General features: G+C 66.4%; 16 protein-coding genes. 12 read left to right on the forward strand and 4 right to left on the reverse strand.

All coding sequences use genetic code 11. The annotated features are described in order from the left end of the window. Nucleotides 1–145: 145 nt before the first annotated feature. Complete coding sequence (locus XnspCFBP7698_RS09775) at nucleotides 146–946, forward strand: hypothetical protein (RefSeq protein WP_104581571.1); 801 nt, start codon at nucleotides 146–148, stop codon at nucleotides 944–946. Between the two features lie 207 nt (nucleotides 947–1,153). Here the strand turns inward: XnspCFBP7698_RS09775 and XnspCFBP7698_RS09780 are convergent, their stop codons facing one another. After that, the gene (locus XnspCFBP7698_RS09780; RefSeq protein WP_104581570.1) at nucleotides 1,154–1,489 is read right to left on the reverse strand and encodes a zinc ribbon domain-containing protein YjdM; all 336 of its coding nucleotides are present in this window, start codon (nucleotides 1,487–1,489) and stop codon (nucleotides 1,154–1,156) included. Between the two features lie 96 nt (nucleotides 1,490–1,585). Between XnspCFBP7698_RS09780 and XnspCFBP7698_RS09785 the strand changes: the two genes are divergently transcribed. The 5 genes from XnspCFBP7698_RS09785 (at nucleotide 1,586) to XnspCFBP7698_RS09805 (ending at nucleotide 6,359) form a co-directional block, all read left to right on the forward strand. After that, nucleotides 1,586–2,668, forward strand: coding sequence for a cation diffusion facilitator family transporter (locus XnspCFBP7698_RS09785; RefSeq protein ID WP_146093285.1), 1,083 nt, complete (start codon nucleotides 1,586–1,588; stop codon nucleotides 2,666–2,668). A gap of 340 nt (nucleotides 2,669–3,008) precedes the next feature. After that, nucleotides 3,009–3,482, forward strand: a complete 474-nt coding sequence (locus tag XnspCFBP7698_RS09790; protein ID WP_047693718.1) for a peptidylprolyl isomerase — start codon at nucleotides 3,009–3,011, stop codon at nucleotides 3,480–3,482. A 124-nt stretch (nucleotides 3,483–3,606) separates the two neighbouring features. Then, nucleotides 3,607–4,983 carry an Hsp70 family protein gene (locus tag XnspCFBP7698_RS09795; RefSeq protein ID WP_104581568.1) on the forward strand — a complete coding sequence of 459 codons (1,377 nt, stop codon included), beginning with the start codon at nucleotides 3,607–3,609 and terminating at the stop codon, nucleotides 4,981–4,983. Nucleotides 4,984–5,171: 188 nt separating this feature from the next. Next, complete coding sequence (locus XnspCFBP7698_RS09800) at nucleotides 5,172–5,357, forward strand: hypothetical protein (protein ID WP_029221706.1); 186 nt, start codon at nucleotides 5,172–5,174, stop codon at nucleotides 5,355–5,357. A gap of 408 nt (nucleotides 5,358–5,765) precedes the next feature. Further along, complete coding sequence (locus XnspCFBP7698_RS09805) at nucleotides 5,766–6,359, forward strand: mechanosensitive ion channel family protein (protein ID WP_039406540.1); 594 nt, start codon at nucleotides 5,766–5,768, stop codon at nucleotides 6,357–6,359. Nucleotides 6,360–6,484: 125 nt separating this feature from the next. Here XnspCFBP7698_RS09805 and XnspCFBP7698_RS09810 read toward each other — a convergent pair whose 3' ends face one another. Next, nucleotides 6,485–6,751 (reverse strand): DksA/TraR family C4-type zinc finger protein, encoded by a 267-nt coding sequence (locus XnspCFBP7698_RS09810; RefSeq protein WP_047693724.1) that lies wholly within the window; start codon nucleotides 6,749–6,751, stop codon nucleotides 6,485–6,487. A gap of 142 nt (nucleotides 6,752–6,893) precedes the next feature. Between XnspCFBP7698_RS09810 and XnspCFBP7698_RS09815 the strand changes: the two genes are divergently transcribed. Next, a complete protein-coding gene (locus tag XnspCFBP7698_RS09815) occupies nucleotides 6,894–7,148 on the forward strand; it encodes a DUF2789 domain-containing protein (RefSeq protein WP_104581567.1) in 255 nt (84 codons plus the stop codon). A gap of 132 nt (nucleotides 7,149–7,280) precedes the next feature. On the opposite strand, the gene XnspCFBP7698_RS09820 is transcribed toward XnspCFBP7698_RS09815, so the two are convergent. Further along, complete coding sequence (locus XnspCFBP7698_RS09820) at nucleotides 7,281–7,454, reverse strand: DUF1328 domain-containing protein (protein ID WP_003489471.1); 174 nt, start codon at nucleotides 7,452–7,454, stop codon at nucleotides 7,281–7,283. A 395-nt stretch (nucleotides 7,455–7,849) separates the two neighbouring features. On the opposite strand from XnspCFBP7698_RS09820, the gene XnspCFBP7698_RS09825 reads away from it, so the two are divergent. The 3 genes from XnspCFBP7698_RS09825 to XnspCFBP7698_RS09835 all read left to right on the forward strand — a co-directional run bounded on the left by XnspCFBP7698_RS09825 (nucleotide 7,850) and on the right by XnspCFBP7698_RS09835 (nucleotide 10,926). After that, entirely contained in the window at nucleotides 7,850–8,377 is a 528-nt protein-coding gene (locus XnspCFBP7698_RS09825) for a M48 family metallopeptidase (RefSeq protein ID WP_047693730.1), read from the forward strand. Between the two features lie 35 nt (nucleotides 8,378–8,412). Further along, nucleotides 8,413–9,669, forward strand: a complete 1,257-nt coding sequence (locus XnspCFBP7698_RS21355) for a 2OG-Fe(II) oxygenase (RefSeq protein ID WP_146093284.1) — start codon at nucleotides 8,413–8,415, stop codon at nucleotides 9,667–9,669. Nucleotides 9,670–9,825: 156 nt separating this feature from the next. Beyond that, nucleotides 9,826–10,926 carry a Glu/Leu/Phe/Val dehydrogenase dimerization domain-containing protein gene (locus XnspCFBP7698_RS09835; protein WP_104581566.1) on the forward strand — a complete coding sequence of 367 codons (1,101 nt, stop codon included), beginning with the start codon at nucleotides 9,826–9,828 and terminating at the stop codon, nucleotides 10,924–10,926. A 102-nt stretch (nucleotides 10,927–11,028) separates the two neighbouring features. Here XnspCFBP7698_RS09835 and XnspCFBP7698_RS09840 read toward each other — a convergent pair whose 3' ends face one another. Continuing rightward, nucleotides 11,029–13,872 (reverse strand): autotransporter serine protease, encoded by a 2,844-nt coding sequence (locus XnspCFBP7698_RS09840; RefSeq protein WP_123137392.1) that lies wholly within the window; start codon nucleotides 13,870–13,872, stop codon nucleotides 11,029–11,031. 159 nt (nucleotides 13,873–14,031) lie between these two features. Here XnspCFBP7698_RS09840 and XnspCFBP7698_RS09845 point away from each other — a divergent pair, with 159 nt between their 5' ends. Together XnspCFBP7698_RS09845 and XnspCFBP7698_RS09850 are read left to right on the forward strand one after the other, a co-directional pair. Further along, nucleotides 14,032–15,207, forward strand: a complete 1,176-nt coding sequence (locus XnspCFBP7698_RS09845) for an acetyl-CoA C-acyltransferase (RefSeq protein ID WP_104581055.1) — start codon at nucleotides 14,032–14,034, stop codon at nucleotides 15,205–15,207. A 122-nt stretch (nucleotides 15,208–15,329) separates the two neighbouring features. Beyond that, nucleotides 15,330–15,671 (forward strand): hypothetical protein, encoded by a 342-nt coding sequence (locus XnspCFBP7698_RS09850; RefSeq protein WP_039406586.1) that lies wholly within the window; start codon nucleotides 15,330–15,332, stop codon nucleotides 15,669–15,671. The last annotated feature ends 200 nt before the right edge of the window (nucleotides 15,672–15,871 follow it).

Below are 15,871 nucleotides of genomic sequence, written 5' to 3' on the forward strand. Positions count from 1 at the left end.
AGCTCGGCTTGCCGATACGGCGCCCACGCCGTGTAGGGCCTGCCTGGGTGTGCCGGCTTGATCGCGGCACACGCCCGCGTCCCGCTGCCGGGCGATTGTCACGGCGCCGACGCCGGCACATGATGCAGCCATCTCATTGCCAAGGATGTGCGTGATGCGCCTGCTCCCTGTGGTCCTGCTCGGCACCAGCATCATGGCCTGCACGGTGGGCGGCGCAGCGGCGCACTCCCCGCGCCCTGCCGCGCCCGGTCCCGAGTGCCTGGATGCCCGCCAGGTGAGCGAGCTGCATCAGACCGATGCGCGGACCCTGGCCGTTGCCGAACGCGACGGCCGCCTGTTCCGCCTGCAATTGGCACAGGACTGCCCGCGCCTGACCGTGCACGCAGACGCCACCGTGCTCGCACCGCACGGTTGGGTCTGCAATGGTGCACAGGCATCCGTCAGCACCGGGCAGCAACGGTGCGCGATCAGCCAGGTCGCCCCGCTCAGTGCACGCGACTACGCCAGCATGGCCCGTCAGCGGCAGGCCGACGGCATCCCCACCCTGGACGGCGTGAGCGTGCGGCAAGCGCGTCGTCGCAACTTCGCCGGCTCCGCAAGCTATTGCTTCCAGCCCGGCATGGTGCGGGCGTGGTCGGAGGACGCGCAGGGTCTGGTGGTGGAAGTGTCGCCGCGCCATCCCGGCGCGCACCGCCATTATCGCGTCGAATTGATGGACAGCTGCCGCGAGCTCAGCGGCGCACCGCCGATCCGCTTCGTATCCGGCATGGGCCTGAATGCGATTTGCGGCAACCCCGGCGACAAGGTCGACGTGCTCGACGAAATCGGCATTGCCGGCGCAGGCGTGGGCGCCGGCCAGCAAGGCGACCTCAGCACCTCGCGCGGCGGCAAGTTTTCGCGCATGCGCCAAAGCTGCACAGTGGCGGCGGTCTACCCGCGCGATTGAGCCGCCACACCCGGCGCGGTACCAGCCGGGCAGGACACGCTGGCGCGTGGCGTGGTGCGATCGGTACCGCCATCGCGTTGAGGCGCGTCACCCGCGTCTTGCCGCCGGGCGGCTCGAGCTGCGCACGAACCGCAGGCGCGTGCTCGCGCGATATGAGGCGTTATCGGTGTACCTGTCGCGCTCAGCCGCGCTCCTACGGGAGCGGACTCAGGCTTTACGCAGAAAACAAGTCTTGAGCACCAGGCCCTTGATCTTTTCCGAGTTGCCTTCGATATGTTCGGCGTCGTCCTCGACCAGGCGGATATTGCGGATCACCGTGCCCTGCTTGAGCGGAATCGACGAGCCCTTGACCTTGAGATCCTTGATCACCGTCACCGTGTCGCCGGCCTGCAGCACATTGCCGTTGCTGTCGCGCACCACGGTCGTGTTCGCGGCGACCTCGGCTGCGCTCCATTCGAAACCGCAGTCCGCGCAGATCGACAAGGCGCCGTCGGCATAGGTGTTGTCCTGGCCGCATTGCGGGCAGGCGGGAACGGTAGACATGCGATTCCTTGATCGAAACGGGCGTGGATTGTAGCGCCACGGCCGCGCGATCACGCATCCGGCACGGCGGCGGCGCGATAGTGCAGCGCTTATCGAATGCCCTGCAGGTTGCGCGTGTCCAACGAGCCAGTCCACCCCGCGCCAGGCGCCGCACCAGCCACCCTGAAGCCTGGCAACGCGTCTGGCGCGCCAGGCCATCCCGACAGTCCCGCAGAGCGCCCCGGCAAGCCCAAGGGCGCGCATTTGGTCGTCTACGTCGCGTTGGCCGGCAACCTGGCCATTGCGGTGGCCAAGTTCATTGCCGCCGGAATTTCCGGCAGCTCGGCCATGCTCAGCGAGGGCGTGCATTCGCTGGTGGACACCATCAACGAGGTGCTGCTGCTCTATGGTCTACGTCGCGCTGCGCAGGCTCCCACGCCGACGCATCCCTTCGGCTATGGGCGCGAACTGTATTTCTGGAGTTTCATCGTCGCGTTGCTGGTGTTTGCGATGGGTGCCGGCGTGTCGTTGTACGAGGGCATCGTGCACCTGCGTCACCCCGAGCCGGCCAAGAGTCATCTCATCGCGTATTGCGTGCTCGGCGTTTCGATCGTGTTCGAAGGCATTTCCTGGATCGTGGCACTGCGCGAATTCCGTGCAAAAAAGGGCCGCATGGGCTACTTCGAAGCATTTCGCCAGAGCAAGGACCCCAGCACCTTTACCGTGTTGCTGGAAGACAGCGCCGCATTGATCGGCCTGTTCATGGCCTTGCTCGGCCTGGCCGGTGCGCAGCTGTTGGACATGCCCGAACTCGACGGCATCGCATCGATCGGCATCGCCGGCGTGCTGGCCTTTACCGCTTTCCTGCTGGCGCGCGAGACCAAGGGGCTGCTGATCGGCGAGCCGGCCCATGCGCACGTCACCGACTCGCTGCTGCGCATTGCCGCCGGCGACCCGGACGTGCGCGCCGCCAACGGCGTGCTGACCATGCAGATGGGCCCCAACCAGGTCGTTGCCGCATTGAGCGCGGAATTCGAAGACAGCCGCAGCACGCCGCAGATCGAAGCCTGCGTGGGGCGCATCGAAGCCGCCGCCAAGCGCCAGCATCCTGAACTCACCGCGTTGTTCGTCAAACCGCAGACACCGGAAACCTGGCGCGCACGTCGCGCGCAGATCGAACGCGGCGCGCAGACCGAGTAGGCAACCACGTGCACGGGCTACGGCCACCACAGGCGCCGCAATGGTCACGACATCAGCGGCGTTGCCGGTGAGCGGAAATGCCGGGTAATCGCGGTCAACGTCAGGCCGGGGCCGCTGCCGCACTCTCCATCGGGCCGCAGCAGGGTCGGTCCTCACCCCGTAATGCCTGCCGCACGTCCACAGCGATGCACGACGACGGCGAACCTGATCCTCGCCCAACCGCAGGTTCCGCAGCGGTTGCATGATCCGGTGCGATTGCCTACGGTGTGGGTGCAGCACCTCTTGGCATCGTGAATCAGCCGATGCACTTCCCCCTCGATCACCCGCATGGAGGTTTCCGATGGAAATCAGCCAGGGTCGCGTTGCGACCATTCACTACACCCTTTCCGACGACAGCGGCCAGGTCCTGGACCGCTCCACTCCCGACACCCCGTTGAGCTATCTGCACGGTGCCGGCAACATCGTGCCCGGCCTGGAGCAGGCGCTGGACGGCCGGCGCGTGGGCGACACACTCACCGCCGACGTGGCGCCCGAACAAGGCTACGGCCCGCGCCACGAGCAGCTGATCCAGCACGTTCCGCGCGAGGCCTTCCCCACCGATGTGGACGTGGTCCCGGGCGTGCAGTTCGAAGCCCGCACCCAGCAGGGCCCGGTGCTGGTCACCGTCACCGAGGTCGGCCCGGAACAGGTCACCGTAGATGGCAATCACCCGCTGGCCGGCCAGACCCTGCACTTTGCGGTGGAAGTAGTGGACGTGCGCGAAGCCACCACCGATGAGTTGAATCAGGGCCACGTCGACGACATCGCCGCCTGAGCCGGCGCGTCGCGTGCCAGGCGGCGCGCGGCGCATCGGCCGGCACGCCGCCTGGCACGCCGGTCTGGACGGCAGCTGCGGCGGCCGTAGTAAAGTGCGCGGCCCGCTTTGAAGGCCTGTCTGCATGAAACTCGGCATCGACTTCGGTACCAGCAACTCCGCCGCCGCCGCAATCGTCGATGGCCAGGTGGAACCGGTGCGCTTCGGCGACGCCTTGCAGTTCCGCACTACGGTGTACTTTCCCGAGACCATGCGCGACCCGGAGGATTTCAGCCTCACGCCCGCGCTGGAATACGAGATGGAGCGGCTGATCGACTCCGCGCGCCGCGACGCCACCGCCGCCGGCCGCACGCCGACTCAGGACAGTCTGCGCCGCGAAGCGCTGCGCATCGTGCGTCGCCAATGGATGGAAGAACAGGTGCGCGAGCCACGCAGTTCGGCGGCGCTGCTGCAGAACGCGGTCTACGGCGACGACGCGCTGGATGCGTACTTCCTGGAAGGCGAAGGCAATCTGGTGCAAAGCCCCAAATCGATGCTGGGCTACAACCTGCACCCGCGTGCCCGCCAGACCATCACCGGCATCGCCACGCACGTGCTGGAGCACATCCGCCTCACTGCCTCGCGTCAGTTCGACGTCACCATCCGCAGCGCCGTGATCGGCCGCCCGGTGCAATTTCGCAGTTCGATCGGCGAAGCCGGCAATGCACAGGCGCTGGAGATCCTGCAGACCGCCGCCATCGCCGCCGGGTTCGACAGCGTGGACTTTCTCGAAGAGCCCGCCGCGGCCGCCATGCACTACCACGTCAGCCACGACGCCCGGCACGACACCGTGGTGGTGGACATCGGCGGCGGCACCACCGATATCGCCCATGCCAGCGTGGGCGGCAGCGCACCACCGCAGGTGCATCGCGCCTGGGGGATCGCGCGCGGCGGCACCGATATCGATCTGGCGCTCAATCTGGCCGCCTACATGCCGCTGTTCGGCCGCGGCATCACCCGCGTTCCGGCGCACCATTACGTGGAAGCGGCGATGGTGCAGGACATGACCCGGCAACGCGAATTCCGCCTGCACACGTACCGCGACGTCCCTGCCCCGTTCGACACCCGCCTGCAGGCCCTGCAGGACACCGGCAACACCGCGCGCCTGTATCGCGCCGTGGAAGCCTGCAAGATCGCGCTCAGCGAGCTCGACCAGCACCAGGCATCGCTGGAGTTCATCGAACGCGCCCTGCACGTAGACGTGCAGGCCAGCGCACTGGTTGCGTCCGCCTCGAACTACCTCCAGGAACTGGCAGGACTGCTGGCGCAGGTGCGCGCCGACCTGCCCACGCCTCCGGCCACGCTGTTTCTCACCGGTGGCATGTCGCGTGCCGGCTACATCCGCGACACGGTGGCGGCGGCATTTCCGGAATCGCGCATGGTGCACGGCGATCCGTCCTTCGGCGTGGTGCAGGGCCTGGCCTGGGCCGCGGCGGGCGACGCCCGTCCGTCGGAGCATTAACACAAATCGGTACTTGGCGCCTATAATACGCGGTTGCTGCCTGACGCCCCGCCGTCTTGTCTGCAAGGCACGCCCGCCGTGCCGCCGCGATTGCGCACCGAACGCACTCGCACCTCTCGACACCGCTTCCGCGCGCGCCACCCTTGCCGCATGCGGTGTCCTTGCACTTCCCCGCTACAGGAGGCCACATGGCACGTCCCGCGACCAAGCAGAAATCCCAGCCCAGCATCGCTCGCAGCGAAGGCAAGTCGCAGCCGCTCAGTCGTGAGCGTATCGCTGCCGACATCGCCGCGTTCCGCAAGACCGGCGGCCGGATCGAAGTGCTCACCACCAACTTCGGCCCCGCGCGCAACGATGGCGACAAGATCGGCTGAGCGGCAAACAGGCTGCCGTCGATGCCCGCCGCTACGCGTGCAGACCGGTAGCTGCCTGCAAGGGTTGCCTTGAAGTGTTGAACCGACGTGCCACCGCAAGGTGGCACGTTTGTTTCCGGCCTCCTGGCGTCATCGGGGCGTATCGACCCGGAGTGCGATTTCAGTGTGATGCCACCGTTCGCCGCGCCGAGCGTCGCAGGCAGGCGCTTTGCCGGCACAGTTGCCCGGCCGTCGCCCTGGGCAGCCACCGAATGATGTGTCGCCACTGAAGACATCCGCATCCAGCGCCGCTCACATCTCGCGCGGCGCGCCCGGCGCACTGCCGGATGAGCATGCATTCATCCCACGCATCTGGTGCACGCAGGGTGCACCATTACAATGGCGGCTCTTTTGCTTTCGCATGATGTGATGTCCGCGCCCGACGCCTTGCCCGCAATGATCCGAAGCCTGTTGCCGCACTGGAATCCGGAATGGCTGGCGGTTGCGGTGCCCACCATCAACATCGTCCTGATCCTGGCGGTTGCCGCGCTGACGCGGCTGCTGCTGCGGCAGCTGCTCCGGCGGCTGTGCGCGCATTACAACGTGCCTGTCGAGATCACGATCGGCATCCGGCGTGTGGGCAGCTTCGTGATCTCGCTCAGCGCCGTCCTGATCTCATTGCATATCCTCGGTGTCTCCACCGGCGTACTGTGGACCGCCTTCACCAGCTTCGCGGCCGTCGGCGCAGTAGCGTTCTTCGCTGCATGGAGCGTGCTGTCGAATATCTTCTGCACCTTCCTGATCATCACCACGCGTCCGTTCCGGCTGCACGATCACATCGAGCTGCTGGAAGGCGGCGACAAGCCCGGCCTGAAAGGCCGCGTGATCGACATCAACGTGATCTACACCACGCTCGAAGAAACCGGCGACCATGCCGGCAGCGTGCTGCAAGTGCCCAACAGCCTGTTTTTCCAGCGCACCACGCGCCGTTGGCGCGAGAGCAGCGGCTTCAACGCCAACTGAGTACAGGAGACGCAGCTGCGCTCCGCACATTCCCGGAGCCTTCGCGCGCGTGCATTGCGTATCTATCGCTGTAGCGCATCGGGCCATTACATAACACTGGTCGGTCCAGCTTCGACGCCGCTGGTTCAACGCAGCTGACTGTCCTTGCTGCCACGACGGTTGAAGCCACTTAGCGCGCCCTGCTCCTGGTCATGCGCTTGCTGACACTGCACACATAGATGCACGCCAGGCACTGCCTTGCGACGCGCGTCGGGAATCGGCGCCTCGCATTCCTCGCAGTGGGTCAGGCTCGGGCCCTGGTGCAACTGGCTCCGCGCACGCTTGATCGCGTCCTCGACGGTGGCATCGATCTGGTCCTGCACCGCCCCATCACCCGCCCATCCGGTTGCCATGGTCGTCTCGCCTTGCTGGTCAGGCAGACACTATGGTCATGGCCGCAGGCAAATCCAAGCCAGCCGTGCACAGTGTCCTCAAGCCAGGTGCTCTACCATTCATTCATCCGCACCCGTCATCCGCACCTACGAGGGATTTGCAATGGAACAACCGGTCCACCCCTTCTCCGAACTGTTCGCCCAGCTCGGCTTGCCATCCGATGAAGCCAGCATTCGCACGTTCATCGCCGCGCATTCGCCGTTGCCGGGCGACATGCGCCTGGAAGAAGCGCCGTTCTGGACGCCGGCACAGGCACAGTTGCTGCGTGAAGAGCGTCTCGACGATGCCGACTGGATCGTGACCATCGATCAATTGAACATCGCGCTGCACACCACAGCGGACGACACCGGCGTCTGATCGACCGTCACTTGACGGTCGAGCCCGGCAGCGATCCTTGCGGTTGAGTTTCGCCCCAAAAAAAGAGCGGCCAATGGCCGCTCTTTGCGTGACTGCAGCCGACGGCACATGGCGTCCGGCTGCGGTTGCGCGTCAGGTCACCTTCTTGGCAATCGTCATGCCCAGCACAAATAGCACGATGGCAATGATGATGCCGGCCCAGAACAGGAACTTGGCAATTCCCATCGCAGCGCCTGCCATCCCGCCGAAACCGAGCGCACCGGCAATCAGTCCGATGATGGCGAAAATAATGGCCCACTTGATCATGTTGTCGTCTCCTAATCCGGCACAGCGCCGTTGTTCGATCGTGTGCTTGCGACGCGTCGCCGCAAAACATGCGCTGCACGCTACCGATTCCGGCGTGCCGCATTCGTGAATACGCATGACACACGCTGCCACATTGCTGCGTTGCGCAGTATCGGCGCCCCGCAGATGCGGGGGCGTGCGGATCGCCATTGACCGCGCGTTGACGTGGCCAGAGCGCTGCCGTGCGAATCACCGCGCGTGACCGCAGCACCATCGCAGCCATCACGCCGGCTGCATCCTTTGCCCGGCGCACGCCCGCGTTGCCGGGCGACACCCATTGCCATCCGCTGCGTTTAGAGAGCTGCGCGCTACAGTCCAATGACACGGATTAGCCAGCATCCTCCGCATGCGCGATCATGGAGTTCTCGCAGCCTGCATTGGCCATGGACACTCTTCGTTATCTCGCCGGTTATCCGCCCGCCGTCCTGGATCAGGTGCGCGCGCTGATAGCGCAGGACAAGCTTGCCGCAGTGCTGGCGCGACGTTACCCCGACCGGCACACGGTTCGCACCGATCGTCATCTGTACGACTACGTCAAGGCAATGAAGGAACGCTACATGCGCTCATCGCCCACCTTGCACAAGGCCGTGTACGACAATCATCTGCAGGTGGTGAAGCACGCCCTGGGCACCCACACCGCCATCTCGCGCGTGCACGGCGGGCGGCTCAAGGCCAGCCGTGAAATCCGCATCGCCTCGGTATTCCGCGACGCGCCCGAACCCTTCCTGCAGATGATCGTGGCCCACGAATTGGCGCACCTGAAGGAGGCCGATCACAACAAGGCCTTCTATCAACTGTGCAACCACATGACATCGGACTATCACCAACTGGAGTTCGACCTGCGCCTGTATCTGACCCAGCTGGCGCTGGAAGCGGGCGGCTGATCGCGCCGTGTCGGGTGTGGGCTTAGGATGCAGGCATGCCTGCCGCCTCTCTCGCACAGCTCACCCTCGCTGCACACAGCCGGCAGCCGGCGGCCATGAATGCCTTGGCGCAGGCACTGGTCCGCGCCGGCCAGCCAGAGCAAGCCCTGGCCTGGTACGCACGCGGTGCGGCCGCAGGCGATGTCACCGCCCTGATCGAAGCCGGCCGCCTGCTGGCCTACGGCATCGGCTGCGCAGTGGATCTGCGGCAGGCGCTGACGCATTGGGAAGCCGCCGAGCGCCAGGGCGCCGCACAAGCGGGGTACCTGTTGGCCACGTGTGCCGTCACCAACGATCCGCTTGCGCTGGAGCCGCAGGCGGTCGCACGCCTGCACGCCGCCGCTGCGGCCGGCTACCCGCCCGCCCTGCGTGCCCTGGCCGTGCTCCACGGCCGCATCGATCATCCGCACCAGCAGCAGCGCTGCGTCAGCCTGCTGGAGCGCGCAGCGGCGGCCGGCGATGCGCCTGCGGCCGCCCTGCTGGCCGAGCGACTGCTGCGTGGCGAGGGCGTCCCGGCCCAGCCGGAGGCCGCCGCACGCCTGCTGCAACAGCTGCAGCAGGTCGGCGTCGCGGCACTGCCGGCCGTCCACGTTGCGCCACCGGACCGTGCCGACGACAGCGGCCCCGAGCGTGTCCGCTTCACCCCGCGCGCGATGCCGACGCGCCGTCATGCCGCCCCGCTGATCGAAGAGCATGCGGCCGTGCTGTCCGCCGACGAGTGCCGCTTGCTGATCCTGCTGGCGCAGCCGCACCTGCGTGCCTCCCAGGTCGTCGACCCCGATGATGCGCTGACGCACCGCACGCCGATACGCACCAGCCGCGGCGCCACGCTGGACCCGGTGCTGGAAGACTTCGCCGCCCGCGTGGCGCAGGCACGGCTGGCGGCCTGCGCGCAGCTGCCCCTGACCCACGCCGAGCCGCTGTCGGTGCTGTGTTATGCACCAGGCGAGCATTATCGCGCGCATCGCGACTATCTCCCGGCGGCCAGGGTCGCGGCAGATCGCCCGGCGGCTGGCAATCGCCTGCGCACCGTCTGCGTGTATCTCAATGCGGTCGAGGCAGGTGGTCAGACCGATTTCCCGGTTGCCGGCGTCAGCGTGCAACCGCGCGCCGGTTCGGTGGTGTGCTTCGACAACCTGCACGCCGACGGCCGCCCCGATCCCGATTCGCTACATGCCGGCCTGCCGGTCGTGGCCGGCACCAAGTGGCTGGGGACGCTATGGATGCGGCAGCAGCGCTATCGGGATTGGTGAACAGATTCATGCACGCCCCCCTGCCGACGTGGTTTAAAATGTTGCAGCGCGACGTGATCGGACAGGGTCTGCAGACGTCGCGTTTTTTGTTTCCCATCGCTCGGGTCCACGCCCGGCCTCAGGGAAGGCACATCACGCAGCCCCGCGGAGCCTTCGATGCTTTTCGAAACCCTCGATACCACCGGCCACGAGCAGGTGATCTTCTGCCACAACCGCGACGCCGGTCTGAAAGCCATCATTGCCCTGCACAGTACGCAGCTGGGCCCGGCCCTGGGCGGCGTGCGCATGCGCCCCTATCCCAGTAGCGAGGCGGCGCTCACGGACGCATTGCGGCTCAGCCGCACCATGACCTACAAGAACGCGCTGGCCGGCCTGAACGTGGGCGGCGGCAAGGCGGTGATCATCGGCGACCCCAAGACCGACAAGAGCGAGGCGCTGTTTCGCGCCTTCGGCCGGTTTGTCGACACCTTGGGCGGGCGCTACATCACCTCCGAGGACGTCGGCACCGACGTCAACGACATGGAGCAGATCTACCTGGAGAGCGAATACGTCACCGGCGTGCATCAGGTGCATCGCGGCTCCGGCGACCCGGCACCGTTCACCGCCTATGGCGCACTGCAGGCACTGATGGCCTCGCTCAATCGCAAGCTCGGCCATGAGGAAGTGGGCAAGGCCAGCATCGCGATCCAGGGCCTGGGCCACATCGGCATGGAGCTGGTGAAGCTGCTCAAGGAACGCGGCGCCAAACTCTATGTGGCCGATCTGAATCAGGCGCTGGTGGATCGCGCGGTAGCCGAATATGGCGCCGAGGCGGTGCGCCCGGACGAAATCCACCAGGTGTCCGCCGACGTGTTCGCCCCCTGCGCGCTGGAAGGCGCAATCAACGAAGACACGTTGCCGCAGCTCAAGGCCAAGATCATCTGCGGCACCGCGAACAATCAGCTGGCCAGCGCGGCCATCGGCCAGGAACTGCACAGGCGCGGCATCCTGTATGCACCGGATTATGTGGTCAATGCCGGCGGTGTCATGAATGTGTCGCTGGAAATCGATGGCTACAACCGCGAACGCGCCATGCGGCTGATCCGCAGCATCTATCACAACCTGGAAAAGGTCTTCGACCTGTCGGCCAAGCTGGACGTGTCGCCGCAGCAGGCGGCCGATCAGATAGCCGAAACGCGCATCGAGGCCATCAGCAAACTCAAACTGCCGCTGGGCCGCACCGCACCACGCTTCCTGCACAAATTACGCGGCGAATAAGCGCGTCCGGCGAGCGGGCCGCGCCTGACGGTCTGCGCGCGTCCGCGATCGCCGCCGCGCACACGGCGCCTGGGCATTGCACCCGGGCGCCGCAGACACCGATCAGAAATCGGCGCTGTACTTCAGGCTCAACGCGTGGTCGTCGCCACGTTCGCCCACCCGCTGGTCGTACCCGAAACGCAGCTGGCCCTGGTGCCCCAACGGCGCAGAGGCGGCAAGCCCGAACACAGCGCCCGAGCGTGCCGGCTGCATGCCGCGCAAGGGGGCCCACGCCTCGACGCCATTGAAGCTGGCATCCAGCATCAGCCCCTGGCTGCTCAACGCCTGCTGCCACTCGGCGTAACCGCCCAGCTGGAGGCCGCGCCAGCGGTAGGCAGAGCGCAGGCCAGCCAGCATCTGGGTGCGCGATGAGGTGCTTGCATCGGCCCGCAGGCCGAAACCATCGCCGCCACTTTCGCGAAAGCCTTCGCTGCGCAAATGCACGTAGTCCAGGCCCATGTAAGGCGTCAACGACTCCGCTGCGTGGCCCAGGCGATAACCGGCTTCCAGATTGCCGCTGAGATAGCTGGCGCTGTAATCGCTGAAGGCGCTGCTGCGTTCTTCGCCCAGTTGCAGGCTGCGTTCGATCTGCCGGTCGACGTTGCCGACGCCCAGCTGGCCCAGCGTGTAGGCAGGCCCCAGTGTCGTCCCCCAATAGAGCTGCGCCTGCACTTGCCGGTCGCGGCCGCGTGCAGCGTCCAGATCACCGAGGCTATTGGAACGTGTTTCGCCAAACGCAAACCCGGCCACGGCGCCTGATGACAGACGCAGGTCGTTGCCCATCATCCAGCCGGAGGTGGCAAATCCTGCCGTGGTCACTCCGCCCTCGCCCGGCCCGCCCAGCGCACGCTGCCAGGTGCCCAGCATGCGCGGTTGCTGCGACAGACCATCGAAGTGCGATGCCAGGGCGCGCCGCCCCAGATCGATGGTGTCGAAGGTCATTGCCGCAGACGCCGCATGCGCATGCCCGGACAGACTGCGCAACGAATCGGCTGCCGCCTTCGCATCAGGTGCCTGCTGCAACGCTGCCGCAGCGCGAATGAAGCCGCTGCTGATGCCAGCGCTGCCCTGCAACTGCTGCGCGTCCACTTTCTGGAAAGCCTGCTCCACGCGGATGGCAGCGTCCATCGACGCGGTGCCGATCGCACCCAGCGATGCTGCAACCGCGGTGACATCCATGCGTTGCAGCGACACGAATGCGGTGTTGGCGTCGTAGCTGCGCGTGGCCGTCAGGAACGTCACTGCCGGCCCGCCGCTGACCGTGTCGAAGGTACCCTGCAAGCCATTGGTCGCCTGCAAGACCGCGTAGGTCGTATTGTCGGCCACGTACGCACGCCGGCCGAGCAGTTGCAGATCGCCGGCGATGGTCGCGGTGCCGGTCACGTTCAAGCGGTCGCCCACGTTCACGGCCAGACGTCCGTTGCTGGCCTGCGTGTAGTTGCCGTCGACCGTCAGCACCGCACTGTTCACCTGCACGGTACCTGCGTTAGCGAGCGCGCCGCCGATGCGGCCGGCGCCAATCAACGTGGCGCCATTGGCAACGCCCACGCGCGCACTTTGCAGACTGGCGGTTTGCAGGGTGCCGCCCAGCACCTGGGTGTCGCCGGTGTAGGTATTGGCCGTGCTGCCCAGCACCAAGGTGCCGGTACCGCGCTTGGTCAGGCCGCCAGCGCCACTGATGTCGTTGGCCCAGGTGGACCGCAGCGTGTTGACCGTGACGTCGACCGTGCCCCAGTCGAAACGCGCCGGCCCAAGCACCGCCTTGCCCACGTTGAGCAGGCCGTAACCGAACACCGGATCGGCACCTGTCGCGCCTAGATCGGTGGCCGTGCCCAACAAGGTCTGCCGCACCAGATCGTTGGTGAAGTACGGAAACGCCTGCCATACCAATGCCGCTGCGCCGGATACCAGCGGTGCGGCAAACGAGGTTCCGCTACCGTAGAAATAGCTGACGTTGCCGGCGGTGGCGTCCGGATCGACGAACAGCGAGGTGCCCGGTGCGACCAGGCAATACCGCATCGCCACGCCACAGGCATTGGAGTACGACGCCAGCTGGGTGGGATTGGCGGTGTCCAGCGCGCCGACCACCAGCCAGCCGCGCTCCAGATCCGCCGCCGGCAGCGTCCCGTTGGGACCCACCTGACTGGGCAACGCTGCGGTATCGGAGGGCTGGGATCGCGACTCGTTCCCCGAGGCAAACACCACCAGACCGTCGTTGCCGATCACGAAGGAGCGGTATTCCTGCGCGACCTGATTGGTGACCGCTGGATTGTTCCAATACAGACCGCCCCACGAATTATTCATGATGCGCACGCCGGCACCGATCAGATCGGCGTGCACCGGTGCCAGGCCGAGCGGCCCATCGAGCTCGTTGCCTTGGCCACTGCCATCGTCCACCGGCGCGCGGTCGTTGATGATGCGCGCCGAGACCAGGCCGGCCCCCGGAGCGATGCCGCCGGGCCACTGGCCAACCGCGCGCCCGGCGGCAAGCTCGGCCACCGCCGTGCCATGGCCCACCACGTCGCCGACCGCGACGTTGTTGGTCCGTGGGTCGACGTGGATGAAGCTGTCGCTCACGCGCCCCTGCAGGGCCGGATGATTGGCGTTGATGCCGCTATCGACCACGCCGATGCGGTAGCCGGCGCCGGTAAAGCCCAGCGCCTGCGCAGCGCGCGTGTTGGTCAACGCCAGATGCGCGTCGATCGCAGGCTCCGGTGTCGGTGCAGTCACCGGCGGCGGTGGCGGTGGCGGCGACGTAGGGGGTGGCGGTGGCGGCGGCGAGGTCGGTGGCGGTGCGCTGGGGGTGGTGGGACGAATTCCGCCTCCGCCACCGCCGCCGCCACAGGCGGTCAACGCCACAGCCAACGCCGAGGCCAGGACGGTCCTGGCGACGTCTCTCTTCTTCATTGCGTATGTTCTCCCCGAACCCATTCCATGGATGGGCCCCATCCCGGGCCCTGACCGCATCATATACACCACGGCCGCGCCGCTGTCGTCGCACTTCAGCTTGCTGGCGCGAATCAGCCGCGAGGCAGATAATCGTTTCACTTTAAACGGTATCCGCTCATGTCCGACATCGTCATCGTTGCTGCCAAACGCACTGCCATCGGCTCGTTTCTCGGTCAATTCAATGGTGTGCCGGCACCCACGCTCGCCGCCGCCGCCATCGAAGCGGCGCTCGCGCAATCGCAGATCGCGCCGGCCGATGTGTCCGAAGTCATCGTTGGCTGCGTGCTGCCGGCCAATCTCGGCCAGGCGCCTGCGCGGCAGGCCGCGATCGCCGCCGGCATCCCTACCTCCACCGGTGCCACCACCATCAACAAGGTGTGCGGCTCGGGGATGAAGGCGATCATGTTCGGGCACGACCTGATCAAGGCCGGTTCGGCCAGCATCGTGGTGGCCGGCGGCATGGAGTCGATGAGCAACGCGCCGCATCTGCTGCCCAACTCGCGCACCGGCAACCGCTACGGCAACTTCCAGGCGGTGGATCACATGGCCTGGGACGGGTTGACCAACCCGTACGACGGCCAGGCCATGGGCGTGTTCGGTGAGGCCACGGCGGAAAAGTTCGGTTTCAGCCGCGCAGACCAGGACGCCTTCGCCATCGCCTCGGTGGAACGCGCGCAGGCGGCGCAGCGCAGCGGCGCATTCGCCGATGAAATCGTTCCGTTCACGGTGACCACGCGCAAGGGCGCGGTGGTCGTCGACAGCGACGAGCAGCCGGGCAAGTCCGACGTGGCCAAGATCCCGACCCTGAAGCCGGCCTTCAAGAAGGACGGCACCGTCACCGCCGCCAGTTCGTCGAGCATTTCCGACGGCGCGGCAATCACCGTGCTGATGCGCGCGGACGATGCCCAACAACGTGGCGTGACGCCGCTGGCGCGCATCGTCGGCCACGTCACCCACTCGCAGGCACCGGAGTGGTTCACCACCGCGCCGGTATCGGCGATCCAGTCGTTGGTCGGCAAGATCGGCTGGCAACTGGACGAGGTGGACCTGTTTGAAATCAACGAAGCCTTTGCCGTGGTGCCGATGGTGCCGATCAAGGAACTGGGCATCGCGCACGACAAGGTCAACGTGCACGGTGGTGCCTGCGCGCTGGGCCATCCCATCGGCGCGTCCGGTGCACGGCTGGTAGTGACATTGGTGAACGCGTTGCGCACGCGCGGAGGCAAGCGCGGGATCGCGACGCTATGCATCGGTGGCGGCGAGGCGACCGCTATCGCTATCGAATTGATTTAATTGGTATTAACGTCGATTTTGCAAAGCTGAATGCGCGTACGCTTGACACTCGTCTTGTGGCCGTCATCATGTCGGGGGCGCGCAATAGCGCGTTGCCTAATCTAACGACGAGGATTGAAACAATGACCATCAACAAGCTGCTGATCGCAATGGCGCTGGGCCTGGCCCTGACCGCTTGCTCGAAGCCGGAACAGGCTCAGGACGCTGCTGCTTCGGCTAACGAAGCTGCTGCCGACGCTCAGACCGCTGCCGACCAGGCTGCTGCCTCGGGCTCGCAGTCGGCTGACGCCGCTCAGGCTGCTGCCAACACCGCCGCTGCTTCGGCCGACACCGCTGCTGACGCTGCCCAGTCCGCTTCCGGCGCCGCGACCGACGCTGCTGCTGAGCAGGCTGCCGACGCTGCCAAGACGGCTGAAAACACCGCCGAAGCTGCTAAGGACACCGCCGAAGAAGCCAAGAAGTAATCACTTCTTGACTCCAAGCGAGTTCGGAAAAAGCCGCTGGTTTCCAGCGGCTTTTTCTTTGCCCGCGATTTGCCGGGCAACGCGCCTGCTTCGACGCTCGAGGGCCTGGAGGCCGCGCTCCCGGCCCTGTCGTCCGGCGACGCGGGCGTGGGACGCACCTTGACGCAGGCTGCATCGAGCCCTGCATAAGCTCCGCTCTC

It is taken from the genome of Xanthomonas sp. CFBP 7698, assembly GCF_003600855.1.
GTDB lineage: Bacteria > Pseudomonadota > Gammaproteobacteria > Xanthomonadales > Xanthomonadaceae > Xanthomonas > Xanthomonas cannabis.

Excerpts from the sequence above, each read along its gene's own strand:
- XnspCFBP7698_RS09775 (WP_104581571.1), top strand. The coding sequence starts at position 146 with ATGTGCGTGATGCGCCTGCTCCCTGTGGTCCTGCTCGGCACCAGCATC.
- XnspCFBP7698_RS09780 (WP_104581570.1), bottom strand. The coding sequence starts at position 1,489 with ATGTCTACCGTTCCCGCCTGCCCGCAATGCGGCCAGGACAACACCTAT.
- XnspCFBP7698_RS09785 (WP_146093285.1), top strand. The coding sequence starts at position 1,586 with ATGCCCTGCAGGTTGCGCGTGTCCAACGAGCCAGTCCACCCCGCGCCA.
- XnspCFBP7698_RS09790 (WP_047693718.1), top strand. The coding sequence starts at position 3,009 with ATGGAAATCAGCCAGGGTCGCGTTGCGACCATTCACTACACCCTTTCC.
- XnspCFBP7698_RS09795 (WP_104581568.1), top strand. The coding sequence starts at position 3,607 with ATGAAACTCGGCATCGACTTCGGTACCAGCAACTCCGCCGCCGCCGCA.
- XnspCFBP7698_RS09800 (WP_029221706.1), top strand. The coding sequence starts at position 5,172 with ATGGCACGTCCCGCGACCAAGCAGAAATCCCAGCCCAGCATCGCTCGC.
- XnspCFBP7698_RS09805 (WP_039406540.1), top strand. The coding sequence starts at position 5,766 with ATGTCCGCGCCCGACGCCTTGCCCGCAATGATCCGAAGCCTGTTGCCG.
- XnspCFBP7698_RS09810 (WP_047693724.1), bottom strand. The coding sequence starts at position 6,751 with ATGGCAACCGGATGGGCGGGTGATGGGGCGGTGCAGGACCAGATCGAT.
- XnspCFBP7698_RS09815 (WP_104581567.1), top strand. The coding sequence starts at position 6,894 with ATGGAACAACCGGTCCACCCCTTCTCCGAACTGTTCGCCCAGCTCGGC.
- XnspCFBP7698_RS09820 (WP_003489471.1), bottom strand. The coding sequence starts at position 7,454 with ATGATCAAGTGGGCCATTATTTTCGCCATCATCGGACTGATTGCCGGT.
- XnspCFBP7698_RS09825 (WP_047693730.1), top strand. The coding sequence starts at position 7,850 with ATGGAGTTCTCGCAGCCTGCATTGGCCATGGACACTCTTCGTTATCTC.
- XnspCFBP7698_RS21355 (WP_146093284.1), top strand. The coding sequence starts at position 8,413 with ATGCCTGCCGCCTCTCTCGCACAGCTCACCCTCGCTGCACACAGCCGG.
- XnspCFBP7698_RS09835 (WP_104581566.1), top strand. The coding sequence starts at position 9,826 with ATGCTTTTCGAAACCCTCGATACCACCGGCCACGAGCAGGTGATCTTC.
- XnspCFBP7698_RS09840 (WP_123137392.1), bottom strand. The coding sequence starts at position 13,872 with ATGAAGAAGAGAGACGTCGCCAGGACCGTCCTGGCCTCGGCGTTGGCT.
- XnspCFBP7698_RS09845 (WP_104581055.1), top strand. The coding sequence starts at position 14,032 with ATGTCCGACATCGTCATCGTTGCTGCCAAACGCACTGCCATCGGCTCG.
- XnspCFBP7698_RS09850 (WP_039406586.1), top strand. The coding sequence starts at position 15,330 with ATGACCATCAACAAGCTGCTGATCGCAATGGCGCTGGGCCTGGCCCTG.